Here is a 4,210-nt window from a genome sequence, read left to right on the forward strand (position 1 = left end):
CTCTTTTTTGTCTCACCCCCCCCCCCGGGGGGGGGGGGGGCGGGGCCCCGGCGGGCCCCCCCCCCCCCCCGGGGGGCCCCCCCCCCCCCCGGGGGGGGGGGGGCCCCCCCGCCGCGTATCCGGCCGCGCCCGGAGGCCCCGGTGCGGCTGCCACGCGCTGTCCGGCACCCGGGACACCCTTGACACCTGGCCGGTGCGCCCGCATTCTGTCGCCGGAAAACGCAACGCCGTTGCGATTTCCGCACCGACACGGTGCCGCCGACACACCGGGCGGCACGGGAACCACCCGCACGAAGGAGGCCGGCCCATGGCGGACCACGGCGACGGCACCACCCCCGCCACACCCCAGGCACCGGGCGTCCTGCAGACCGTGGACCGCGCCCTCGCCGTCCTCCTCACCTTCACCGAGCAGCGCCCCGAGTGGGGCGTGAGCGAGCTCTCCCGCCACCACGGCTGGGACAAGGCCGTGGTCCAGAGGCTGCTCACCACGCTGACCGCCCGGGCGTTCCTGATCTGCGACGACGTCAGCCGCCGCTACCGTCCGGGACCGGCCCTGTCGCGTCTGGCCCGGGTCGGGGAACACAGCGGTGTCCTGCCGTCGCTCGCCAGACCGATACTCGCCCGGCTGCTGCGCGAGACGGGCGAGAGCGTCGTGCTCAACGTCCCGCACGGCTCCAGCTACCGTTGCGCCGCGGCCGTCGACGGCACAGGCCCCGTCCGGTACACCGCCATCATCGGCGCCGTCATGCCCGGCCACGCGGGAGCCTCGGGCCACACCATCTTCGCGTACCACCCCGAGCGCGAGGTCCGGCAGATGTTCGGCCCCGCGGGCCTCGCCCGCTTCAACGACCGGACCATCACGGACCCGGACGCGCTGCTCAGCTGCTACGCACAGGTCCGCGCCGACGGTCACTGCGTCAGCTACGGCGAGTACGACGAAGCCGTCACCGCCGTGTCCGCCCCGGTCCTCCAGGGCGAGTCCGTCGCGGCCTCCCTCACCGTGATCGGGCCCTCCCACCGCGTGGACAGGGCCGTCGACACCCTCGTACCGCTGGTACGCGCCGGAGCCGCGGAGATCACCGCGGCGCTCGGCGGCTGACCCACCAACCGCACACCGCTCGATCCCGCGGCACGCCGTGCCGATGGCGCGCCCCGCCCTGCCCGCGCGCACCGACGGGAGACAGCGCCTCCCCAGTCCCGCTCACCGAAGGGGGTGCCCCGTGGCGCACCAAGCCTCCGCCCCGCACCACCACGTACCACCGCCGTCCGGTTCCCACGCCGACGAACCGGGGGCCCACCCCCGCGTCCTCGAACCCGTACTGCTGGTCATCCTGGTGGCGCTCGCCGCGGTCGGTGCCGTCATCGGCATCGACCTGGTGTCCAAGCTGGGCATCTCCGCCAACACCTCCGTGGTCGGCGCGCTCGTGGCCATGCTCATCGGGCGCATCCCGCTGGGGTTCCTGCGCCGGATGAAGTCCGTGCACCGGCAGAACCTCGCCCAGAGCGCCATCTCCGCGGCGACCTTCGCCTCGGCGAACGCGCTGCTCACCTCCGTGGCCATCCCGTACGTCTTCGGGCGCGAGGACCTGGTCTGGCCGATGCTCGCCGGATCGTTCATCGGCCTCGTCGTGGACGCCTGGGTGCTCTACCGCGCCTTCGGCTCGCGGCTGCTGCCCGCCGACGCCGCCTGGCCCCCGGGCACCGCCGCCGCCGAGACGATCAAGGCCGGCGACCGGGGCGGCCGCCGTGCATTGATCCTGGCCGGGGGAACCGTCGTCGGCCTGGCCGGGACGCTCCTCAGCCTGCCGCTCTCCGCCGCCGGCGTGGCCTTCCTCGGCAACGTCTGGGCGCTGATGATGTTCGGCATCGGACTCATGCTGCGCCAGTACAGCCCCGACGTCTTCGGCACCGACCTCGGCGCCGGCTTCATCCCGCACGGCGTCATGGTCGGCGCCGGGATCGTCGCCCTCGGGCAGGCCGTGCACCTGCTGGTCGGCCGTCGTGCCCGCAGGAGGAGCGAAGAGACAGCGCATGCCGAGGAGTCGGCCAGCACCCTCGTGGTCACCGACCCGAGCGTCGAGTACACGGTCGACGAGCGCGCCCTGCGCCTCGCCCTGATCCGCGGCTACGCGCTGTTCACCGCCGGCGCCGTGGTCCTCGCCGTCCTCGGCGGTCTCATCGGCGACATGAGCCCGCTGGGCATCGTCGGCTGGGTCCTGTTCGCCGCCTTCGCCGCACTGGTCCACGAGCTGATCGTCGGTCTCGCGGCCATGCAGTCCGGCTGGTTCCCGTCCTTCGCCGTCACCCTGATCTTCCTGATCCTCGGCCTCGCCATGGGCATCCCCTCCGTACCGCTCGCCCTCCTCATCGGCTACGTCTCCGCCACCGGACCCGCCTTCGCCGACATGGGCTACGACCTCAAGGCCGGCTGGCTGCTCCGCAGGGACCACCGCCCCTGGAACCCGTACGAGCGCGAAGGGCGCCGCCAGCAGTTCCTGGCCGCCCTCATCGGCTTCGGCGTCGCCCTGGTGGTCGTCGCCGTCGCCTGGCGCTCCTACTTCGGACAGGGCCTCATCCCGCCCGTCGCCAAGGTCTACGCCGACACCATCAAGAGCGGCCTCAGCGACCCCGACGCGGTCCGCACCATGCTGCTCTGGGCGATCCCGGGAGCCGTCATCCAGCTGATCGGCGGAACCCGCCGCCAGATGGGCGTCATGCTCGCCACCGGCCTCCTCATCCTCACGCCCCAGGCGTGCTGGCTGGTCCTCGGCGCCCTGCTCGTCCGTGTCGTCTACCGCAAGCTGCGGGGCCCCGCCGCCGACGAGGAACTCAACCTGATCGGCGCCGGAGTCATCGCCGGCAGCTCGCTCGGAGACTCCGCCCAGATCCTCAAGGCCTGAGCCGAGACTCCGCACCCAAGCCACCACCCGCACCACTCGCACCACCCGCAAGGCAAGGAGAACCCATCGTGGACATGTACAGCAGGCTCGAACCGCGTTCCGAGTACCTCAGCTTCGAGCTGGCCCTGGCCGCCCGGAAGCTCGTCGAGGAGGTCATGCTCGTCAAGCGCGGTGAGCACGTCGTCCTCACGGGTGACACGAGCAGCGACCGGCGGGTGCTCGAAGCCACCGCGCAGGCCGTCGCCGCGGCCGGTGCACACCCCGTCATCGTCTGGTACGAGACCCTCCCCGGCGCCTCCATGGAACCGCCCAGGCCGGTCGCCGGCGCGATCGCGGACGCGGACGTCTGGATCGAGTTCGCCGTCTCGTACCTGATGCACTCCGACGCCTTCCGCGCCGCGATGGCCAACGGCTGCCGCTACACCAACCTCACGGCGATGGACGTCCAGATGCTCGTCGCGACCGTCGGCCGCCCCGACTTCCAGGGCGTCATCCGCCTCGGCAAGGCCCTGGTCGCCCTCCTGGAGGCCGCGGACGAGGTGCGCATCACCTCCGCCAACGGCACCGACCTCGTCGGCCGCAACGGCGACCGCCCGATCAACCTGCGCGGCAAGCCCGCCGAGAACCCCGGCGAGACGGTCATGCTCTCCGGCCAGATCTCCTGGAACCCGCTGGAGGAGACCCAGGACGGCGTCCTCGTGTTCGACGGCGCCCTGTGGCCGCCGGACGAGATCGGCCTGCTGCGCTCCCCGGTCCGCTGCACCGTCGAGAAGGGTGTCGTCACCAAGATCGAGGGCGGCGCCGACGCCGACACCTTCCGCCGCTGGATGGAGTCGTTCGACGACCCGAACATGTTCCGCGTGGCCCACTGGTCGCTCGGCTTCAACCCGGGTGTCCTCGCCCCGACCGGGCGCATCGTCGAGGACGAGCGCGTCTTCGGGTGCGTGGAGCTCGGCATCGGAACCAAGGGCGCTTGGATCGGCGGCGAGCCGTGGGTCGCCGCCGCCCACACCGACGGCAGCGTGCTCGGCCCGTCCATCTACCTCGACGGCGTCGCGATCGAGGAGAACGGGCGCTACGTGCACCCCGAGCTCGTCGAGATCTGCCGGGACCTGGGCGTCGCCGGCTACTGAGTCCGCACCGCGGCGGGCAGGCGCGCAGGCCTGCCCGCCTGCCCGCTCGAACCCGGGCCGGCCGGGGGCCGGGGCGCCGGCCGGCCCCGGGCCCCCCCCCCCCCCCCCCCGGGCCCCCCCCCCCCCCCCCCCCCGCGCCAAAAACGGACAGTATAACAAAAAAAACAGCGGACGGAA

Annotated in this window: 3 protein-coding genes; all 3 read left to right on the top strand. The window is 72.9% G+C overall.

Annotated elements, in window-relative coordinates; genetic code table 11:
* The first annotated feature begins 307 nt into the window (after positions 1 to 307).
* The 3 genes from ACFXOA_RS31395 to ACFXOA_RS31405 all read left to right on the top strand — a co-directional run bounded on the left by ACFXOA_RS31395 (position 308) and on the right by ACFXOA_RS31405 (position 4,033).
* Entirely contained in the window at positions 308 to 1,099 is a 792-nt protein-coding gene (locus ACFXOA_RS31395; RefSeq protein WP_385035432.1) for an IclR family transcriptional regulator, read from the top strand.
* Positions 1,100 to 1,220: 121 nt separating this feature from the next.
* Positions 1,221 to 2,900, top strand: a complete 1,680-nt coding sequence (locus ACFXOA_RS31400) for an OPT/YSL family transporter (protein ID WP_385035434.1) — start codon at positions 1,221 to 1,223, stop codon at positions 2,898 to 2,900.
* A gap of 74 nt (positions 2,901 to 2,974) precedes the next feature.
* Positions 2,975 to 4,033, top strand: a complete 1,059-nt coding sequence (locus tag ACFXOA_RS31405; RefSeq protein WP_362554371.1) for a hypothetical protein — start codon at positions 2,975 to 2,977, stop codon at positions 4,031 to 4,033.
* The last annotated feature ends 177 nt before the right edge of the window (positions 4,034 to 4,210 follow it).

The organism is Streptomyces sp. NPDC059166 (assembly GCF_042755185.1).
Taxonomy (GTDB): Bacteria; Actinomycetota; Actinomycetes; order Streptomycetales; family Streptomycetaceae; genus Streptomyces.

Bases quoted from the DNA above. Each gene is read 5' to 3' on its own strand.
- ACFXOA_RS31405 (WP_362554371.1), top strand. From the start codon at position 2,975: ATGTACAGCAGGCTCGAACCGCGTTCCGAGTACCTCAGCTTCGAGCTG.
- ACFXOA_RS31395 (WP_385035432.1), top strand. From the start codon at position 308: ATGGCGGACCACGGCGACGGCACCACCCCCGCCACACCCCAGGCACCG.